We start from the raw sequence: 18,863 nt of genomic DNA, 5'->3' as shown, positions 1-18,863 counted from the left end.
GAGGAAAACGAGGATGCGGAAAAATAAACTGACAAAAACAAGAAACATTCTTCTGAGTGCACTTGCTGCCGTAACACTGGCAGGAACAAGCGTACTCCCGGCATTGGCGGCAGATGACACAACGACGACTAATACAACAGCAGGTTCATTCACAAACACTTACACACTGACCCTGCCTGCAAATGAGGATGACGCAAAATATACAAGCCCGGCAGAGACATTCACATTCTCTTCTGGTACCAAAGATGCCACATCAACTACTGCCAATACAGCAACTCTGGCAGCCATCAAAAACACAACATTTAATCCTGATATTAACACTGTTCAGGAACTCAGCTCTCTTGATTCCAGAACGCGGGCTGCAATCAAGGCTGCCGCTGTACCTACTACCGTTACTCTTGATACAGCAGCCTATCCAACAACAGTAGATGGAGTCACAACAGGAGCTACAACAGCAGGTAATGCAGTTGCAGTCAATGTCACAACAACAGGCACATATAAAAATCCTGGCGTTTACTACTATGACTTCCATGAAGTTTCTGGCACAACCGCTGGTATCACCTATAGCGAAAATAATTACCGTGTTGCTTTAAACGTAGAGAATGATAATGGCACATTCAAGATTTCTTCTGTTAAACTAATTAATAAAAATTCTGGAAATAAAGTCGATTCCATCACTAACACTTATGGAGCTGGCAAACTTTCATTCACAAAGAAAGTTTCTGGTAACGCAGGTGATACTACAACAAAGACGTTCACTGTGACAGTAACTTTAACATCGGACAAAACTGTTAAATCTACAATTGGCGTGACCGGTACCAATGCTCCGGATGCCAATGAACTGAAAAACATTGATCCTGGAGAAAATGGCTGGACAGGAACAAAAAACCTGACATACACAGTCGTTGATGGCACAACAATCACACTTACAAATATTCCTGCTGGCGTTTCATGGCTTGTTAAGGAAGCTGACTACTCCAAAGATGGCTATGATACAACTTATTCTTTAGCAACCGGCGGTACAGCATCCCCCTCAGATCTGACAAAAACTATCCCTATGGTTGCTGGTCAGGATAACGCTGTTACTATCACTAATAAGAGAGATACCGTCATCGATACTGGTATCTTCACATCTAATGCTCCGTATTTCATGATCCTTGGCATTGCTGTGATTGGCGGTATTGCTTACTTCGCAGCTAACAAGAAGCGTCACGCTTAATAGAAAGAATGATTGATAAGACAAGATGGCAAAGAAACTGTTGAAAGTGCTGAATCGGATATTGGATGTGATCATCATCCTGTCTATCCTGATTGCGATGGCATACAGCCTGTATTCCATCTGGGACAACAACAGTATCTATGCTGCATCCTTGTCTTTATCTGTCAAAATCCGTGAGAAGAAGCCGACAGGGGATAAGCCGTCCTTTGATGAGCTGCGTGCCATCAATCCGGATGTCATGGCCTGGATCACTTTGAATGGTACAAATATTGACTATCCGATTGTCCAAGGTAAAAACAACGAAGAATATCTCAATAAAGATGTTTATGGAGACTATTCCCTTGCCGGCAGTATCTTCCTGGATACAAGATGTGACCCAAACTTTACCGATTTCAATGAGCTGATCTATGGGCACCACATGGAAAAACATGAAATGTTTGGTGACCTTGACCTGTATCTCGATCAGGACTTCTTTAACACCAATACAACGGGCACATTACTGCTGCCTGGAAAGAAAATCCCGGTAACCGTTGTAGCTGTCATGGTTGTTGAAGACAACGATGCCTGGGTCTTTGATCCCGCAGTTGTGGATGATGATCCTCAAGGTTATCTGAGTTATATCAGCACCAATGCCAGATACAGCAATGCTTCTGCATTGAACTCTGTTGTTACAGATCCAAATGCAACCCATCTGCTGACACTGTCTACCTGTTCCTCTGATCAGGAACGTGACAGAACTGCTGTTATTGTCTCTTATCCAGCAAATTATGAATGATGCGGATAAGAACACAGGCACTCTTACAAGGAGGGAAAGAATGAAGATTCTTAAAAGTAAATTGATTCATAAATGGATTGCCATTGGCCTGGCATTGTTTCTCTCCTGCCTGACAATACAGCCCATACTGGCAAAAGGTACAAGCCTGACTCTGAGAGTGCCGATCAATGTTGTCTTCTCATCAAGCGGGCTCAGTGCCCAGAAGACCTATCAGATCATCCTGACAGGTGATACAGGCAGTGAGCCTATGCCTGAAGAAGCACAAGGCAATCAGGACATCATCGAGATTGCCAAGGCAGATGGAACAGACTATGCCATTGAAATCTCATTTGAAGGTGTTGGTGACTACTGGTATCACCTGCAGGCAATTGACAATGACAACAACGAGCTTGGCAATTGGTACATGCATGTCTTGATTCAGAACATTGATGGTGATATGACTATCACCACAACTGTTCATGACAACACCAAAACAGGTGAAAAGACATCTGATATCACTCTGGTAGACAAACACCAGCCAGATGGTCCTGGTACAGATGACAATACACCTACACCAACGCCAACATCTGAAACACCCTCAATTGAAACACCAAGACCAACAATACCGGCAAACAGTACAACTGGTGTGCAGACCGGTGTTTCCACAAATGTTCTTCCCTGGGAAATAGCTCTCTTCTTCTCTCTGTGTGGACTGCTGGTTATCGTAGGATACCTGATCAGAGAAAGAGAAAAGCAGGAATAACAATCCTCTCTTATGAACAGGAGCCTCCATCTCATATGATGGAAGCTCCTGTTTTTGTCATTGAATCCTATATGATAAGTCCGTAAGCAATATCCCTGCAAGTAATTCGTCAATTCAGGATCTATACAGCAGAGGAAAAGATATACCATAATATACAGCAGGCTGTATCAGCACACTGAATGATGAATAGCCATGTTTCATAAGCAATCCTGGCGGTTCGTCTCCGGAATGATTGTTGCAGTATTAAGCTGTCTGATATCATAAAAAAGCGGTCAAGAAGCCCGCTGGATCATCATAAGCGGTGGCGGTTGTCCCTCCGAAGCAGTCATGCTTTAGGAGGGGTTGGGTGTCCCTCCTAAAGCAAAGCATCCTTAGATGCCTTTCGGCAATGATGTCGGCAGGGTTTGTGAGGTACAGCCTATGAGCGATTATGAGATCGTTATGGTAATCATTGGATTGATTACCCTGACTATCGCAGCAGTTAAGCTGGGATTGAGCATCAGCTCACATAACGTATCAAAAAAAATAACCGCTTGTCCCTCGAAAGATAGCGGTTATTTTAACGCATAGAGGGTCAACCGTCATCGGTGATCCTTTCACGTCTTTATATTAGACAATATGTAAAAGCCCTCCATTAACTTGTGTGTTCGAGGATCATCCCGCATACTTGTTATTGGCTTAATAAGATGGGGGAAGTTGCCTCATCCAAGAAAGGAAGGCCTTTACATGATAGCATACGTTGGAATTGATGCACACACTACAAACTACACTCTTTCGACTTATCTTGAAGGATCAGCAGCACCTGTGAACACAAATACCTATTCCCCTGCTGTTGCTAACATCATCAGCTACTGCAAGGGAATCAGAAAAAAGGTTGGAAATGATACAGAGATCGTTGTTGGATATGAAGCTGGCTGCCTTGGATTTAAACTGAAGCGTGATCTTGAGAGGAATGGTCTTACCGCAAAAATCCTTGCCCCTGCTTCGATTACCGGAACAGAAATAAACAGACGGCGCAGGAAGAAAACAGACAAGCGGGATGCTGAAGCGATTGCCAGATCGCTGAAGAATCATGAATACAGCGAAGTCTATACCCCCGATGAAGAAGATGAATCAGTACGTGATTTCATCCGTATGCAGCAGGATCACAAGAAGCAGCTCAGAGTGATCAAACAGCAGATCTGTGCCTTTACTACCAGGCATGGGTATCAGTATACCGATGGCAAAAGCTACTGGACAAAGAAGCACTTGAAGTGGCTTAAAGAACTTCCGTTGGAGGAGATTAATAAGGAAACACTGGATTCTTACCTGCTGTCATATGAAACAGTTTCTGATCGTCTGGAACAGATGAATAGACGCATTGAAGAGATCGCTGAAAAGGATAAATACCGTGAGGCAGTGCACAAACTGATCTGTTTTAAGTCGATCAAGGTTCTTACTGCTCTGGCTTTGATTGTGGAGATTGGGGATTTCACCAGATTCGTTAAAGCAAAGAACTTTGCGGCATTTCTGGGCCTGGTTGCAGGAGAACTCAGCAGCAGCGATGATCAGAATCAGACGGGAATAACAAAACAGGGAAACACCTTTTTGAGAAAACTCTTTGTCGAATGTGCACAATCCTTCTCCCGGGCATCATACGGCAAAAGTGAAGCTCTGAAGAAGCGGCAGGAAGGAAACGCTCCTGAAGTCATTGCATATGCGGACAGAGCGAATGAACGCCTCCGGAAGAGATACATGCGTCTTGTGCTTCACAATCGAAAGAGCCATAACAAAGCAACAGTAGCCATAGCACGTGAGCTGGCATGCTTTATATGGGGAATGATGACAGGCAATATTCATACTGTTCTTGCGTAAGATGATTTTATCGATTGTCGGGCAGTCAAGACTTGCGTTGAGCACTTCAGATCAGGAAATCATTGAATGACCTAAAAACAAACAGGAGGATATGAATTAGACTGAAGGCATCAGGAAGGAGCAGCCCGGATTTGAACTGGATGGTTCAGCTATCTGCGGTTCAGCTATGATGGCACGTTTCCATGGTGATCCACGATTTTAGACAGCAGAGCTGGCGGCGAAACCATTGGCCTGTGGGGTGGGAGAGCATTTGTCCCTGATACACGAATAACAGAATGGCTAAATACCGCGAACTGTTGAAAATCCGAGACTCTTTCCTCATGCCTTCAACAGCAGACAAAAAATATTGAATCAATCCGAAACTAGCACTTGACATTGGCTTTTACATAACAGCTGAAAATACGAAAAACTCAAATTGTTTTCGCATCTTTCTTCTGGTGCTTTTTTCCCAGAAATGTTCACGCAGAAATAATGATCTGATCTCAAAAAAGCGGTCTGATCTGCTATTTGTCAGTTCACGAATATTCCCGATATCACAGCTGCGGATAAGCTCATCTTCAAGGTTCTTTACCTGAGTCACGCAAATAGTCCTTAAATCATTCCTGCTTGAAGAAATCAGTTTAATATTTGCTTTCAGAATACTGCTCATTGGGATTTTTTCCTGAACCGGATTAACAACATACACTTTTCCAGGCTGATCAGTTTCATATCAGTTTCAAGTGTATCAATGATCTTTTTCTCATCAGCACCTTCTACAAAATAGCAATAATTCTTCAAAGCCATCAGACACTTCGTTTCTCAAGATCAGCCAGCTTATAAACAAGATCCACAGACGGAGACACTGAAAACAAATCATTTTCAACTGCACTTCGTACAGAATCTGTATTACGTTTCAAATAGTCTGATGCCCACACACAGGAAATCGGCATTTTTTCATCATTTACGTTCTTCTTCAAGAAACAGAATGAATGTTTGGGATATTGCATATCCAGAATATCCAGATTATGTGTAGTAAAGAATATCTGCCCATTTTCCGGAAGACATTCAACCATCACTGCCAGAAAAGCTTTTTCGATATCGCTGCTTACATACGCAAACTTTTCATCACAATAGAAGAATCTGCTCAGGTCTTTAAGCAGCCATGACATCATATCCGCAATATCTATGCCGGCTCTTGTACCGCTGGAAAGCAGATCTTCTTTTAATATCTGTCCTTGCTGTATGATGACATCAATATCTTTCAGATGAATCATATAAGAATCGGATGTTCCATCAATTCTGCTTACTTTCTCAATTGATGGGTCAATTGACTGCAGCACAGTAGAAAACACCTTCAGATAATCATCATCCGCATTATTGCGAATATGCACAAATGGATTATTAGATGTTGAGGCGAGATACCAGGAAATCGGAGGAATTTTCTCCAGCACAACATTCCAAAGCTTTTCTATTTCGTTAACAGAATTTATCCTCTCAATACATTTCTCATAACTGTCTCCATTATCAATGTTGGCTTTCTTAAGGTATGCATGAATCATTTCATTGGCATACTGGCCATTTGCAGACGCATCAAATACTGTCTTTAACTGATATAATTCCAGCTTTCCATCCGGCACAAAATCAATTGAAAAGAAAGCTGGCCTGCTCTGATCAGAAATATCATTGACTAAAGCCAGATACTCTTTGCGGGAAATAAATGCAAAAATATCTGCCATCACTCTGCCAAGACTCGTCTTACCAGTCGCATTTCCACCCATCAGAATATTCAGCTTCTTATATCTGAAATTTGTTCTTCCCTTCAGACACTCATCCACGATCGTCGAATGAACAACCTTTTTTGGATAAGACATATTGAGATGAAAATTCCTGAATGCCTTAAAATTATCAAGTTTCAAATCTATTACGATCATGATTACCGTCTCCATTATTACTCCACCTTGTATAATGAAACTGTAATTAGCTATTTGCCGTTATCATTGCAGACTCAAAAAAGTTACATATCTGCTGTACAAAGGAGATGCTATGGAAAAGCTGCGTGGAAGAACCAAATACTTCTTCATCGTTCTGGGGATCTGGTTCCTGATCAAACTGACTTACAATCATTTCTTTGCAGCATCCAGCCTGCTGAAAGCTGGCATGACAGAATCAGACAGAATCTTTTTCCCTGCGGCAATTGCAGCCGGCCTTACTCTGCGCTGCCTTGTATATTTCGATGACAAGATCAATATGAAAAAGTAATCGAAAGAAAGCAAAAAAAAGAGGGTGCCAGTAAATCTTCACTTAGATTCACTGTGCATCCTCTTTTAAATGTCGTGATGATTACTTGATGATGGATTCCAGCCACCACTCAGGCTTCTCATAACCAAGGATCTTGACGACAGTAGCCGCAACATTTGCCAGACCGAAGTCGTCTCCTTCCTTCATCTCTGTGCCTTCCGGACCATTGTAAATGGCAAACGGAACTCTTGCCAGAGAATGAGATGTCTTCGGTTTCGGTGTGCCATCCGGGTTTGTTCCCTTGTCATACATCTCATCGGAGTTGCCATGGTCTGCAGTCACAATCAGTGTGTAGTCATACTTCTTGCAGGCATCCATCAGTCTTCTCAGCATCAGGTCAACAGACTCGACACCAATCATGGTTGCCTCATAGTTGCCAGTATGGCCGACCATATCGCCATTCGGATAGTTGCAGCGCAGGAACTGATACTTGCCAGAGGCAATAGCCTCAACCATCTTATCTGTGATCTCGCAGGCCTTCATCCAAGGCTTCTTGTCAAACGGAATGATATCGGAAGGAATCTCAACCCAGTCTTCCAGCTCATCAGAGAACTTCTCAGAACGGTTGCCATTCCAGAAGTATGTCACATGTCCAAACTTCTGAGTCTCAGAGCATGCAAAGCTGTGCACACCCTTCTGTACAAGATACTCGCTCATTGTATGCTCAATGTGCGGCGGTTCAACCAGGAAGTGCTCAGGCAGCTTGAGATCGCCATCATACTGCAGCATGCCTGCATAGTATACCTTCGGCTTCTTGACCTCATCAAATGCATTGAAGCCCTTGTTCATGTAGTCAAAGGCCTTGGAAATCTCAACAGCACGGTCACCTCTGAAGTTGAACAGAATGACCGAATCGCCATCATCAATCGTACCAACCGGATTGCCATCCTTGTCAGCTACCACAAAGCCCGGCAGATACTGATCTGTATAGCCGCCTTCCTTGCGGTATGTCTCAATAGCCTCACGGGCAGAAGAGAACTTTCTGCCATCACCCATCACATGGATGTGCCAGCCTTTCTCAACCATGCCCCAGTCAGCTTCATAACGGTCCATCGTAATGACCATACGGCCGCCGCCGGAGGCAATCGCACAATGATAATTGTCATCATTCAAAGACTTGATGACATCTTCCAGCTGATCGACATACTGCAGAGCACTTGTCTCCGGTACATCACGGCCATCCAGAAGGGCATGCACGCGTACCTGCTTCAGTCCTTCCTTCTTGGATTCCTTCAGCATGGCAATCAGATGAGAAATGTTGGAATGCACATTGCCGTCAGACAGCAAACCGATGAAATGCAGCTTGCCATCATGTTCCTTAGCATACTTCACAGCATCCTTCCATGCCTGAGACTCATAGATCTTGCCGGATTCAATCGACTCATTGACAAGCTTGGCACCCTGTGAATAAATCTGTCCGCAGCCAAGAGCATTGTGGCCAACCTCAGAGTTGCCCATGTCCTTGTCAGTCGGCAGACCAACTGCAACACCCGATGCCTTGATCGTTGTGTGCGGCCACTTTGTCATCAGCTCATCAATCTGCGGCTTATACGCATGCAGAACAGCATTGCCATGGTCCTTCTCAGTCCAGCCAACACCATCCATTACAACTAATACTACTGGTTTTCCCATATGTATTCTCCTTCTACACGCTTCATTATAGTATAAGAAAATGCCTGTTGGACACGCGCAATCGCTTACATGCACAAAAACACATCCAGCAGAATGTCAATATCCCGTCTCAGGCAGAAAATGCAATTTGTTACATGAAAACTTTTTGCAAGATTCCGATTTCTTCACGTCGTAGAAGCGTATCTGCCGCATTCTTTACCCAAAATTTATTCTTCGAAAACTTTCCATGTGCTATCATTCTCATGTTCAATTCAAAGGGAGGAATTATGAACATTAAAAAGGTTACCGTTTCACTTCTGGCCGCTGCCATGCTGGCTGGCTGCGGTGGGGGCAGTGCCGCTGCTGCTTCTTCCACAGCTGCATCCGGATCCAAGGACATCGATGAGATCAAGATGCAGTTCGTACCTTCTCGTGATGCCGAGACAATTCTGAAGCAGACAACAGATCTGCCGCAGCTTCTGATCGACGCAATGAAGGAAAAGGGCTACAACATCGGCAAGATTGATATCACCGTTGGTGCTGGTTCTGACTACAACGTCACAGGCGAGGCTCTGGCTTCCGGTTCTGTTGACATTGCATGGCTGCCGGCAGGTACCTATGCACAGTATTCTGATGAGACACAGGTTGTTCTCACAGCTACACGTGACGCTCTGTCCAACGACTCCACCGATCCTACAACATGGAACGGCGATGCCAACAAGACAACACGTGTTACCGGTGAACCTGTCACTTACTACAGAGGCCTGATCTATGCTGGTCCGTCCGAGAAGGGCAAGGCACTTGCTGCCAAGGTTGCAGCTGGTGAAAAGCTGACATGGGACGATCTGAACAATGCAAGCTGGGCAGTCGCATCCACAACATCTTCCTCTGGCTATATCTTCCCGTCTCTGTGGCTGATGCAGAACTATGACGGCAAGAAGATCTCTGATCTCTCCAACACAACACAGACAAACTATCCGACAGCCTTTGCTGAGGCTGCTGCAGGTTCCGTTGATGTCGTTCTCTGCTACGCTGATGGCCGTATGGACTATGAGCAGGCATGGACAACACCGACAACTGAGCAGGATTCCACAGGTATCCAGGGCTTCGGCAGATCCGATTCCATCTGGAACGAAATGAGTGTCATCGGCGTTACCGACAAGATCTACAACGATACCGTTGCAGTCACAAAGGCTAACCCGGACATCTACAACGACGACTTCATCTCCGCATTCCAGGATGCTATGATGGAGATCGCCGGCACTGATGAAGGCAAGAAGATCTTCGCTGTCTACTCTCATACAGGTTATGAGAAGGCCAACGATTCTGACTATGACTCCATCCGTGAAGGTCTGAAGGAAGTTTCCGGCAACTGAGCCTGAACAATTGATTCACACCAAGCCATGCATGCAGATATGCATGGCTTTTTGTATCCTTTCTGGTCTGTCAAGATATGACAGGATGCACGGAATACATGGCTTTACAGGCTATATTCCTGCCGGTTTTTATTGCGCCAAATGTGCTTTCTTATATAATTGTGTTGTTTCAAAAGAAAATTGGAGAATACACATAAATGATTGAATTCAATGATGTTTCCAAGACGTATCCAAATGGCACTAAAGGTCTTCAGCATGTCAATCTGAAGATTGAACAGGGAGAGTTCGTTGCCATCATCGGTCTGTCCGGTGCCGGCAAGTCCACACTGATCCGCACCATCAACCGCATGATTGATATCACCGATGGTCAGCTGATCGTCGATGATGTTGACGTCATGACCCTCAAGGGAAAGGCACTGCGCCGGTTCAGAAGAAAGGTTGGCATGATCTTCCAGTCCTTCAACCTGATTTCCCGTGCAACGGTCATCAATAACGTTCTGACTGCCAATGTACCGGATATGCCCTGGTACAAAGTACTGTTTTCCATCTATTCCAAAGACCAGAAAATCAAGGCTCTGGAAGCACTGGACAAAGTTAACATTCTCGACAAGGCCTACAGCAGATGTGATGAGCTGTCCGGAGGCCAGATGCAGCGTGTTGCCCTGGCAAGAACACTGAACCAGAACCCGTCCATTATCCTCGCCGATGAGCCGGTCGCATCACTGGATCCGATCATGGCTGATGTTGTCATGAGCGACTTTGCCAAGATCAACAAGGATATGAACATCACCATCCTGCTGAACATCCACCATGTTGATCTTGCCCTGAAATACGCCACAAGAGTCATTGGTATCCGTGCCGGCCATGTCGTCTATGACGGACCTGCTGACAAGGTAACCAAAGATGTACTGGATCAGGTATATAACGGAAAAGTTGTTCCTAAATCCACAGATCCACAGGTGAAAGCCGCATGAGCGAGAAAGCAATCGAAAAGAAAGCACCTCTGTTTGACCGCATCTTCAAACCGGAACACATTGTTCTGGACAACGGCCACACAGTTGACAGACCACGCTCACGGACACCATTGATCACACTCATCCTGCTGGTTGTCGTCATCATCTCCCTCCAGGTCACCGACTTCGACTTCGGCATCCTCATCAAGCGCGGCCATGAACTTGGCGTCATCATGAGCCAGATCTTCCAGCCCGACTTCTCCTATTTCCCGAAAGTCGTCAAACCATTGCTGGATACCATCCAGATGTCACTGCTGGGAACAGTGCTGGGCTGCCTGATTGCCCTGCCGCTGGCCATCTTTGCTTCCAGCAACATCTGCCACAACAAAGTCATCGTCTCCATCCTGCGTTTCATCCTGGCCATCACCCGTTCCGTGCCAACCCTCATCATCGCAAACATCTTTGCCCTGATGTATGGCATGGGCACCTATGCAGGCTTCCTGGCCATCACCATCTTCACCATCGGTGTTGTTGCCAAGATGCTATATGAATCCATCGAAACGATCGATATGAAACCGTTTGAAGCCATGACATCCTTCGGTGCCACAACCCTGGAAGCCTTCTGGGCCGCATGCATGCCCCAGATCCTTCCGACCTATCTTTCCCACTCCCTGTACTGCTTCGAGATGAACGTTCGTGCTTCCAGTATCCTCGGCTATGTTGGTGCCGGCGGCCTTGGCTTACTGATCTCAGAACGCGTCGGCTGGCGTGACTACAGAGGACTTGGCATGGTACTGCTGTCCTTGTTCGTTGTCGTTGTCTTCATCGACTTCTTCAGCGACTGGCTGCGTGAAAAACTGTCCTGAGGAGGTGCGCAATGTCTGAAAAGAAACTCACAGTAGAAGAAGTATACGACAACCGCCCGCGCCACTTCGCGGCAAGACTCATTGCCTTTTTGATCCTGCTGGCCCTGGTTGTCTGGTCCAAATCCGGCATCAACTTCACCGGCATCGTCGAATCCGGTGCAGATATTGCCAAAGGTACGGTCTATGGCTTAACACACCCTGACTGGTCCTTGCTGACAGACATGAGCCATGACGGTGTTCTCTACCTGACAGCACAGACCATCGCCATCGCCATTCTGGGAACTCTGTTTGGCGGCATCCTGTCCATCCCGATTTCATTCCTGGCTTCCAACAACATCGTACCAAAGCCCATCGCAGCCATCTTCCGTCTGCTGATCCTGCTGATCAGAACCATTCCATCACTGGTATGGGCACTGATGCTCATCAGAGTCACCGGACCAGGTGCCTTCTGCGGTGTTGTCACCCAGTCCATCTGCTCCATCGGCATGATCTCCAAGATGTACATCACGGCCATTGAAGACCTGGATACAGGCATTCTGGAATCACTGGACGCGGCAGGCTGCACAACCTTCCAGAAGATCCGCTGCGGCATTCTGCCTCAGCTGTCCGCATCCTTTGTCTCCACGGTCATCTACCGTTTCGACATCAACCTCAAGGATGCCACAACCCTCGGCCTCATCGGTGCCGGCGGTATTGGTGCATCCCTGGTCATTGCCATCTCCGGACGCAGATGGCGCATGGTCGGTTCCTTCCTGCTTGCCCTCATCATCCTGGTACTGATCATCGAGTACTGCTCCACCAAGATCCGGGCAAGACTGGCAAGAGGCAGACAATAAGCATCACAAGCTGGCAAAAGCCAGCTTTTTTCATCACTTCTCACAAAAACCGACATACACTTAAGATATGAAACACATCATTCTTATCCTGATTCTGATTCCGCTACTGATCTTCGCCGGTGATACACCGCTGCCAGATGAAAATGAAGCAGGCGAGCCGATTACGCCGGATTACACCACCTGGCAGAAAGATGTAAAAGCAGCCATGATGGATCTGCGGGATGTATCGGATGACTTCTTTCAGGAAACAGAGCAGGGGGGTACGCTGCAGTATTTCCAGTATCAGACAAAAAACTATGACAAAGATATGTCAGAGGAAACCAAGTATGCAGTTGTCTATACGCCTTATGGCTATACGCCAGACAGGCAGTACGACATTCTTTACCTCATGCATGGCTATGGCGGCGATATCGATGTCTGGCTGGGATCTCCCTCACAGCCAGGAGAAGTGAAGTATATGCTGGACCATATGATCGAAGATCATACGATTCAGCCTGTGATCGTGGTGTGTCCTACCTACTACGACAATAACCAGGATGAAGATACAGATAACATGGACACAAGCCTGCTGGAACCATTTGGCAAAGAACTGCGCAATGATCTGATTCCAGCCATTGAAAGTACCTATTCCACGTATGCTGAAACAACCGATGAAGCAGGACTGCAGAATTCCGGCACGCACAGAGCCTTCGGCGGTTTTTCGATGGGAGGGGTTGCCTCACTTTACCGGATGATGGACAGCATGGACATCTTTTCCTGTTTCATTGACTTCTCTGGCCCAATTTACTGGTCAAATCTGGTCAATACACAGGAAGGAGACTGGGCAGCCGCATATCTGAAACAGAAAATTACAGAGCAGGGATATACTGGCAAAGATTTCTACCTGTATCTCGCCACAGGTTCCCAGGATGAAGCCTATCCATTAATGGATACCATGGTACAAAGCCTGATCAGTGAAGGGGACATGTTCCAGGTTGGAAAACCGGGAAAGGCAGGCATCAATGTCACATATGGCGTCTGTGATGGTGAAATGCATGACTGGCATAACCGGGCAAGATGCCTGTTTAACATCCTGCCTATGCTGAGTGACCACATGAATGGCAAAGATCTCAAAGAGAACAGACACAAACACGGCCATCATCATTAAAAAGAGATGTCCATTCACTTTCATATGAGTGCGGCACCTCTTTTATGTTCCTTTTCTCTTATTCCGTATACTTATCTTTCAGATCCTGCAGCTCCTTCCTGCTCAGACCATATTCTTTCTCAAAGAATTCATTGAGATCAGGATACCTGTGATGAATATTGGCAATGACATCTCTGCCAATCTTCTCTGAAACACCATCCTTCATCTGTAACAGTTCTTGCAGTTCAGGATTCTTTGCAATCTGTTCTTTATGTCCCTTCATACTGCCATCAATGAATGGCTTCCGGCATTCATTGGAAAAGATATAATCCTGAAAGACGGTCTCATCATCACATCCCAGTGCCAGCAGTAATAACATTGCCGCCACACCAGTTCGATCTTTGCCAGTGGCGCAGTGAAACAGAATCGGCACATCACCGGCTTTGATCTCATCAAACATGACCTGGAAGGCCTGATTGCCAAAGGGCATCTCCTGGTAATACGCTGTCAGCTTTGCTTTCTGTTCGGCCGCATCCTTGCCGGTCTTCATCATGCCTTTTGGTGAAAAGTCGATATCCTCACCGCCCTTGGACACAACCCCCGAGTGCTGCAACATTTTGATCCCCGGCAGGTCTGGATCCGGCTTTCTTTGAATCTCCTGCTTGGTACGCAGATCCAGCACCGCTCTGATTCCCATCTGCGTTAATTCATGTTTTTCCTGTTCATTGAGCAGATACAGACCGCTGCTGCGGTAAAAATATCCTGCTTTGACTTTTTTTCCATCTTTGGTGGGCAGACCGCCAAGATCACGAAAATTCAGTTCTTTGCGAAATAACCATTTTTCATTCATACGATGACAAGCATAACCGAAAACTGTCTGATTCGCCAGTTGATGCGCTATAATACAGGCCTGATGGAGATTATTTATGAAACGAATCCGAATTCTGGCAACATCTGATGTCCATGGTTATATCTTTCCGTACAGCTACGCTGACGGCATGAATGCAAATATTGGTTTTGGCCGCATCAAAACCATGATTGATTCCCTCAGGGATGAAAATACTCTGATTCTAGATAATGGCGATGTGCTGGAAGGCTCACCGCTGATGTTCTATCACTATACAGACCATCCTGATGATGTCTCCCCGGTCACCACGGTCATGAATGAAATCGGCTATGACTATGTCAACGTCGGCAACCATGACTTCAACTATGGTGAAGAGGCACTGATGATGCACCTGCAGAACCTGAAGGCCCCCTGTATCACCAATAACTGGCTGTTCCATGGCAAGCCTTATGGACCAACCTATGTTCTGCGTGAAATCAATGGTGTGCGCATTGCCCTGTTTGGCCTGACAACCAAATACATCCCGCACTGGGAAAAGAAAGACCACATCGCGCACAGCCGTTTCCTGGATGCCGTTGAGGCAGCCCGCAGGACAGTAGACTGTATCCGCCGTCTGGAAAATCCAGATTATGTCGTATGTATGTACCATGGCGGCTTTGAGCGTGATCTTCAGACAGGTGAAACAACCGAGGATCTCACAGGTGAAAACCAGGCATACCAGATGATCAGGGAAGTTGCCGGCATTGATATCATGATCTCAGGCCACCAGCACCGCAGCCTGCAGGGAAAACTGTTCAACACGTACTATACACAGACAAGTGCCAATGGTGCCCAGCTGGCCTGCATTGATATCTACCCGGAAATTCATAACATCGAAATCAATCTGCTCGACTGTGACGCAAAGGCAGATGAAGACATGCTGAAACGTGTGCAGAAAGAGGAAGATGAATGCCAGAAATGGCTGGATACACCGCTTGGCACAACCACCATGGATCTGACCATCACCGATGAAAACGAAGCCCGTCTGCACAAGTCACAGGTTGTGACTTTCCTGAACCAGGTAACAATGGACTTCACTGGTGCAGATCTGGCTGCCAATGCCCTGTTCCTGCATGCCAAAGGGTTTAACAAGAACATCACGATGCGGGACCTTGTCAGCACGTATGTCTTTCCCAATACGATCGTTGTCAAGAAAGTCACCGGAAAGGTTTTGAAGGAATATCTGGAAAAAGATGCTGAGTTCTTCACATTGAAAGCAGGGGGATCCATTGGCGTCAATCCGCTGTATGACTATCCGAAGCCGCAGCATTACAACTATGACATGCTGGATGGCGTCTCTTATACCATCCATGTGGCCAATGACCCTGGTGAAAGAATCTCTGATCTGATGAGAAACGGAAAACCGGTGCAGGATGATGATGAATTCACGCTTGCCATCAATAACTACCGGGCTGCCGGCGGCGGCAACTATGACATGTTAAAGAGAGCGCCGGTTGTCAAAGAATACAGTGAATCCATGGTCGAAATCCTGGCAAAGTACATCATGGAGCACAAAGTCATCTCCTTTGAACCAGTGCATAACATTACCGTCACGCTATGACCAGAACACAGCACAGATTCATCACAATCTGTGCTTTTTTCATGCAATTCTGCCTTATAATGAGGAAAAGGGGTGAAGAGAATGGTCTCATTTGAAGTCAGTGCCAAAGATTTTCTGTTTCTGAAACAGACTGTGGAAACCATGACAAAGTATATTGTCAGAACGGTATACAATGGGGAAGACGTTCTCTTTGATATTCCGGAGAAAAGCCTGAATGACTTTCTGCTGGATTACCGCTCTTTCTATGTCCGCAAGGGACTGCAGAATGAAGAAGAAATCAATGATACCGGTGTCAGGCTCAACCGCATCTATGAAGAACATATTGAACCCGTGCTGAAAGAAAACAATATGTAACATGAAAACAGCGTGCCTTGGCACGCTGTCAATGGCGTAAACCTAAATTTAACGGTTTACGCTATTTTTTTGTCTTTATGTCACCAGCTTTCTCATATTGAAGCTTTAAATACAGCTCAAATGTAGTATAGGATAATATAATTTCAAATAATTTAATTAGCTATTATTCTGTATAATTGTAGTATAGGAAGGAGGCTCTTATGTTTGTCAAAGTAGTACCTAATAACAAAGGTAGGAAGGATACTTTCTTCATCTACCTCACCGAGTCTTATCGTGACAGGAACGGAAAGGTCAGGCACCGTACCGTCCGCAGCCTTGGGCTGTTTGAGAAGGATCAGGTCCCATATATAAAAGCTGCTTTCATGGAACCCAAGCCTCGCCTCGTATACGACGGGAAGTAGTATAGAATTCTGTGGATCTGAGAGAAAAACTGCGGATCTTCTCTTCTATCCTGTGTGACCCTTCGCTCTTTGATCATGCCCGCATTATTCCCGGCTCTTTTACCAGAGAGAACGGGAAGATGCCGCTCCGAACTCTTCTTACGTATCTCATCTTCCGGCATGGAAGGACTCTTTCTGAAGACATTGCCAGGTTCTTCCCATATGTTTCTGATAAAGGAACGCCAAGCAAGCAGGCAGTGCTGAAGCGCATGAGTGTACTCAACTACACTGTCTGGCTTCAGATCCAGCGTCTTTTCCTTGAGAGGATATATCTGCCGATGAAGAAAGATCATGTCAAAGGCTATCTTCTGATCGCTATAGACGGGACGTTCGTAACACTGCCGAAATCCGATGTCCTGAATCAGTGCTTTGGCCAGCGGGAGAACACAGCCTCTAAAAAGAATTCGAAAAATCAGTCACCTCCGCAGGCAAAAGTATCGATCGCCTACGATGTGCTCAATCACGCAGTACTGGACTTTCAGGTCGATCATCAGAATGTATCAGAGATACCGCTGATGTTCAGACATCTTGAAGCACTTGAAGATATCCTGAAAGATCAGAAGATCATCATACTTGCGGACAGGTATTACGGTTCCGCAGAACTGTTCAAGTACTGTGAGATGAAAGGATATCATTATCTGGTCCGTGCCAAGTCGAATTTCTTCAAGCATTACAGGGAAAAGCTGCCGCCGAACAGCCGCGATGACATTCTGAGTATAACAATGGATAAATTATGGATAGGCAGAATAATCCATGATTATATACGCATGTATGTCCAGAAACATCCGGAGCTGACTGTCCGTCTGGTGAAGGGACATTATGAATATGACCAGGAAGAGCTGACATACTGTGACAGGAAAAAGAAAAAGCATATTGAGATCGATGCCGAATATTTCACGGACCTTGACCCTGAGGAGTTCGATGCGGATGAGATCATAGGCATGTATCACAACGACAGATGGGATATTGAAACAGCCTACGATACTCTGAAGACACAGCTTGATATCGAACAGGTCAATTCTCATAATCCGATCAGTGTGATGAACGAGATCATGGCAAAGATCATTTTCTTCAACGTTGAGAATCTTGTATGGAAGGAAAGCCAGAGACAGCTGGCCAGGAACGACTGTATCGTCAATAATAAGAGCGTCATTGAAAAAGTGCACTGTGCATGGTTCATCAGTGCTTTCTGCAGTGGAAAGTTCGGCAGAGAATCAGTTGGAAAGCTGATCAGAGAGTGCAGGCGTATCAGGATTCTCATACGCCCCGACCGGCATTACAGCCGGTGGAACAAGTTCAGGATCAAGATTGATAACACACGTCACAGGATAGATGGAAGGAACAATCCGCCACTGAAAATAACAAAAGCCGGGCTGGCAACATCTAATCATTGACCAGCCGGCTCCCGTAGTATAGAGGCAGAACCCTCTAAGCAACTCAAGAATAGAACGATAAGACATTTAATGCAAGACAGTCATATGTTCAGATTCTGACAGGAAACTGGCAGACGCTTTCCTTTACGCGCATTTTTTCAGGTCAAACTACAGCAGAAAAGCTCAAAAAAAAGCGTAAACCTTCTGGCTATAGGTTTACGCCATTGACAGCGTGCCTTGGCACGCTGTCTTTGTTCTTCGTATTACTTGCTTGTATCTTCAGGCAGATAGAAGATCTGTTCACCCTGTTTTGACAGATTATAATTGGATCTGGCATAGCTTTCCACATAATCTGGATCCTGCAGTTTCTGCTTCTGATCGGTCAGCTTCTCATTCTCTGCCTTTACCTGGGCATATTTGCTCTCCGCATCAGAAAGCTGGCTGCGCAGCCTTACCGTCGTTACAACTTCCTTCGCCACGGAAAACATCAGCCATCCTGATACGCAGATCACTGCCACACAAAACAGCTTCATCAGCGGTGACAGCTTCTTTGCCTTATTTTTTTTTCTCTTTCTGATCTGTGCCATACACAAGTTTTATACCACGCACAGCAG

General features: G+C 45.8%; 18 protein-coding genes. 13 read left to right on the top strand and 5 right to left on the bottom strand.

What is annotated here, in order from left to right:
- Positions 1 to 13: 13 nt before the first annotated feature.
- The 4 genes from DHU66_RS04135 (at position 14) to DHU66_RS04120 (ending at position 4,590) form a co-directional block, all read left to right on the top strand.
- Positions 14 to 1,219: a DUF7601 domain-containing protein gene (locus tag DHU66_RS04135; protein WP_108774632.1), complete on the top strand. Its 1,206-nt coding sequence runs from the start codon at positions 14 to 16 to the stop codon at positions 1,217 to 1,219.
- 25 nt (positions 1,220 to 1,244) lie between these two features.
- Positions 1,245 to 1,994 (top strand): class B sortase, encoded by a 750-nt coding sequence (gene srtB / locus DHU66_RS04130; protein WP_108774631.1) that lies wholly within the window; start codon positions 1,245 to 1,247, stop codon positions 1,992 to 1,994.
- Positions 1,995 to 2,034: 40 nt separating this feature from the next.
- Positions 2,035 to 2,736, top strand: a complete 702-nt coding sequence (locus DHU66_RS04125; RefSeq protein WP_108774630.1) for a hypothetical protein — start codon at positions 2,035 to 2,037, stop codon at positions 2,734 to 2,736.
- Between the two features lie 726 nt (positions 2,737 to 3,462).
- The gene (locus DHU66_RS04120) at positions 3,463 to 4,590 is read left to right on the top strand and encodes an IS110 family RNA-guided transposase (RefSeq protein WP_108774629.1); all 1,128 of its coding nucleotides are present in this window, start codon (positions 3,463 to 3,465) and stop codon (positions 4,588 to 4,590) included.
- A gap of 382 nt (positions 4,591 to 4,972) precedes the next feature.
- Here DHU66_RS04120 and DHU66_RS04115 read toward each other — a convergent pair whose 3' ends face one another.
- Positions 4,973 to 5,239: a hypothetical protein gene (locus DHU66_RS04115; RefSeq protein WP_108774628.1), complete on the bottom strand. Its 267-nt coding sequence runs from the start codon at positions 5,237 to 5,239 to the stop codon at positions 4,973 to 4,975.
- A 133-nt stretch (positions 5,240 to 5,372) separates the two neighbouring features.
- Entirely contained in the window at positions 5,373 to 6,500 is a 1,128-nt protein-coding gene (locus DHU66_RS04110; RefSeq protein WP_135358296.1) for an AAA family ATPase, read from the bottom strand.
- A gap of 112 nt (positions 6,501 to 6,612) precedes the next feature.
- Between DHU66_RS04110 and DHU66_RS04105 the strand changes: the two genes are divergently transcribed.
- Positions 6,613 to 6,828, top strand: coding sequence for a hypothetical protein (locus DHU66_RS04105; RefSeq protein ID WP_108774626.1), 216 nt, complete (start codon positions 6,613 to 6,615; stop codon positions 6,826 to 6,828).
- A gap of 81 nt (positions 6,829 to 6,909) precedes the next feature.
- Here DHU66_RS04105 and gpmI read toward each other — a convergent pair whose 3' ends face one another.
- Positions 6,910 to 8,499 (bottom strand): 2,3-bisphosphoglycerate-independent phosphoglycerate mutase, encoded by a 1,590-nt coding sequence (gpmI, locus tag DHU66_RS04100; protein ID WP_108774625.1) that lies wholly within the window; start codon positions 8,497 to 8,499, stop codon positions 6,910 to 6,912.
- A gap of 266 nt (positions 8,500 to 8,765) precedes the next feature.
- On the opposite strand from gpmI, the gene DHU66_RS04095 reads away from it, so the two are divergent.
- The 5 genes from DHU66_RS04095 (at position 8,766) to DHU66_RS04075 (ending at position 13,656) form a co-directional block, all read left to right on the top strand.
- Entirely contained in the window at positions 8,766 to 9,854 is a 1,089-nt protein-coding gene (locus DHU66_RS04095) for a phosphate/phosphite/phosphonate ABC transporter substrate-binding protein (RefSeq protein WP_108774624.1), read from the top strand.
- A 197-nt stretch (positions 9,855 to 10,051) separates the two neighbouring features.
- Positions 10,052 to 10,828: a phosphonate ABC transporter ATP-binding protein gene (gene phnC, locus DHU66_RS04090; RefSeq protein ID WP_108774623.1), complete on the top strand. Its 777-nt coding sequence runs from the start codon at positions 10,052 to 10,054 to the stop codon at positions 10,826 to 10,828.
- Complete coding sequence (phnE, locus tag DHU66_RS04085) at positions 10,825 to 11,673, top strand: phosphonate ABC transporter, permease protein PhnE (RefSeq protein ID WP_108774622.1); 849 nt, start codon at positions 10,825 to 10,827, stop codon at positions 11,671 to 11,673. The genes phnC and phnE (DHU66_RS04085) overlap by 4 nt, the downstream gene beginning before the upstream one ends.
- Positions 11,674 to 11,684: 11 nt before the next feature.
- A complete protein-coding gene (phnE, locus tag DHU66_RS04080; protein ID WP_108774621.1) occupies positions 11,685 to 12,509 on the top strand; it encodes a phosphonate ABC transporter, permease protein PhnE in 825 nt (274 codons plus the stop codon).
- Between the two features lie 67 nt (positions 12,510 to 12,576).
- On the top strand, positions 12,577 to 13,656 hold the full coding sequence (locus DHU66_RS04075; protein WP_108774620.1) for an alpha/beta hydrolase: 1,080 nt from the start codon (positions 12,577 to 12,579) through the stop codon (positions 13,654 to 13,656).
- Between the two features lie 58 nt (positions 13,657 to 13,714).
- Here DHU66_RS04075 and DHU66_RS04070 read toward each other — a convergent pair whose 3' ends face one another.
- On the bottom strand, positions 13,715 to 14,485 hold the full coding sequence (locus DHU66_RS04070) for a tyrosine-protein phosphatase (RefSeq protein ID WP_108774619.1): 771 nt from the start codon (positions 14,483 to 14,485) through the stop codon (positions 13,715 to 13,717).
- Positions 14,486 to 14,561: 76 nt separating this feature from the next.
- Here DHU66_RS04070 and DHU66_RS04065 point away from each other — a divergent pair, with 76 nt between their 5' ends.
- From DHU66_RS04065 to DHU66_RS04050, 3 genes are all read left to right on the top strand, one after another.
- On the top strand, positions 14,562 to 16,082 hold the full coding sequence (locus DHU66_RS04065; protein WP_108774618.1) for a bifunctional metallophosphatase/5'-nucleotidase: 1,521 nt from the start codon (positions 14,562 to 14,564) through the stop codon (positions 16,080 to 16,082).
- A gap of 72 nt (positions 16,083 to 16,154) precedes the next feature.
- Positions 16,155 to 16,436 (top strand): hypothetical protein, encoded by a 282-nt coding sequence (locus tag DHU66_RS04060; protein ID WP_108774617.1) that lies wholly within the window; start codon positions 16,155 to 16,157, stop codon positions 16,434 to 16,436.
- Positions 16,437 to 16,848: 412 nt separating this feature from the next.
- Positions 16,849 to 18,270 (top strand): IS4 family transposase, encoded by a 1,422-nt coding sequence (locus tag DHU66_RS04050; RefSeq protein ID WP_108774616.1) that lies wholly within the window; start codon positions 16,849 to 16,851, stop codon positions 18,268 to 18,270.
- A gap of 242 nt (positions 18,271 to 18,512) precedes the next feature.
- On the opposite strand, the gene DHU66_RS04045 is transcribed toward DHU66_RS04050, so the two are convergent.
- Positions 18,513 to 18,836: an FtsB family cell division protein gene (locus DHU66_RS04045; protein ID WP_245309380.1), complete on the bottom strand. Its 324-nt coding sequence runs from the start codon at positions 18,834 to 18,836 to the stop codon at positions 18,513 to 18,515.
- Positions 18,837 to 18,863: the final 27 nt, after the last annotated feature.

It is taken from the genome of Lactimicrobium massiliense (assembly GCF_900343155.1).
Taxonomy (GTDB): domain Bacteria; phylum Bacillota_I; class Bacilli_A; order Erysipelotrichales; family Erysipelotrichaceae; genus Bulleidia; species Bulleidia massiliensis.
Note: the sequence above shows the minus strand (reverse complement) of the source record. Positions and strands in the feature narration are given on the sequence as shown.